1 protein-coding gene is annotated in these 1,341 nt (G+C 77.2%); it reads left to right on the top strand.

The genetic code is table 11. The features are described from left to right. The first annotated feature begins 456 nt into the window (after nucleotides 1-456). Nucleotides 457-1,269 carry an NRDE family protein gene (locus DQW06_RS17055; protein ID WP_117198902.1) on the top strand — a complete coding sequence of 271 codons (813 nt, stop codon included), beginning with the start codon at nucleotides 457-459 and terminating at the stop codon, nucleotides 1,267-1,269. Nucleotides 1,270-1,341: the final 72 nt, after the last annotated feature.

Here is a 1,341-nt window from a genome sequence, read left to right as displayed (position 1 = left end):
GGGGCCTGCGGGGGCGGGCTCGGCGGAGGCCGGGGCTCCGGCCGTCTCGGGGGCGCCGCCGCCCGCCTGTGGTCCGGGGACGGCGGAAGCCGCGTCCCGCGGCCTGTCCGCGGTGCTGTCCGCACCGCCGTCGGTCCGGTCGGGTTGCTCGGGCACGCACTACTCCTGTGTGGTCCGGGAAACGAGACGGGCGGGAGGCGCCTTGGACGCGGCATCCGCCCCGCACACGCGAAGGGGGAGGGAGACTACAGACTAGAAGACTCCCGGGCCGGGAACAGGCACACCGTCCCCCGGACCCGGGGTGGTGCCCGCACCACCCCGGGCCCGCGCGGAGCACCACCGGGGGCACCCTCCGGGTACGGTTGCGTCTACCTCCTGTCCACATCCCCGTTCCGCCCGCACCGTCGCGGGGACCGCACCACACCGGGGACCCACAGCAAAGGTCACAAGGTCGTCATGTGCACTGTCATCGTCGGCTTCGACCCCGGCGCGGACACGCCCCTGGTCATCGCCGCGCTCAGGGACGAGATGTCCTCCCGGCCCTGGGACGGGCCCGCCCGGCACTGGCCCGACCGGCCCGACCTCGTCGGCGGCCGGGACCGCCTCGCGGGCGGCACCTGGCTGGCGGTGGACCCCACGGGCCCGCGCACGGCGGCCCTGCTCAACGGCTGGCCCTGGGACGGGCGCATGCCCTGGGAGGGCACCTACCCGGCCAGCCGGGGCGAACTGCCGCTGCGCGCCCTCGCGCAGGCGGGCAGGAACCCGGGCCGCGACCCTCTGCACGGCGACGCCCCCACCCTCTACGCGCCCTTCCACCTGCTGGACGCCGACGCCCGCCGGGCCGGACTGCACAGCTGGGACGGCCGGTGCCTGGACACCCGTCCGCTGCCGGTCGGCGTGAGCATGGTGGTCAACACCGGACTGAACCCGGACGATCCGCGCGCCGCCCGCCACACGCCCGAGTTCGCGCGCACCCGGCCCGATCCGGCCGACCTGTCCCGGGCGAAGGGGGTGGAGGAGATCTGGGGGGAGTGGCCGCGCCTGGTCAACGAGGCCGCCAACTCCGCGCCCCGCTCGGCGGGCCCCGACGAGTCCGGCGACCCGACGGGCCTGGTCGCCCGCGCCGACCTCGGCGGGGGCAGGACGTGGGAGACCGGGTCGGTGACCCTGCTCGCCATGGACCGCGAGACCGTGCGCTACGCCTTCACCGACGCCCCGGCCGATCCCGGGGCGTGGCGGATGGTCGACACCTCGGCCCCCCGGTTCTGAGACACGGGGGCCGAAGGCGCCGCCGGCCGCCCGAGCAGTGGCGGGCGGCGGGGCGCCGCCCGCCGGAGGGGT

The sequence above is a fragment of the Nocardiopsis sp. TNDT3 genome (assembly GCF_003427465.1).
Taxonomy (GTDB): Bacteria; Actinomycetota; Actinomycetes; order Streptosporangiales; family Streptosporangiaceae; genus Nocardiopsis; species Nocardiopsis dassonvillei.
Note: the sequence above shows the minus strand (reverse complement) of the source record. Positions and strands in the feature narration are given on the sequence as shown.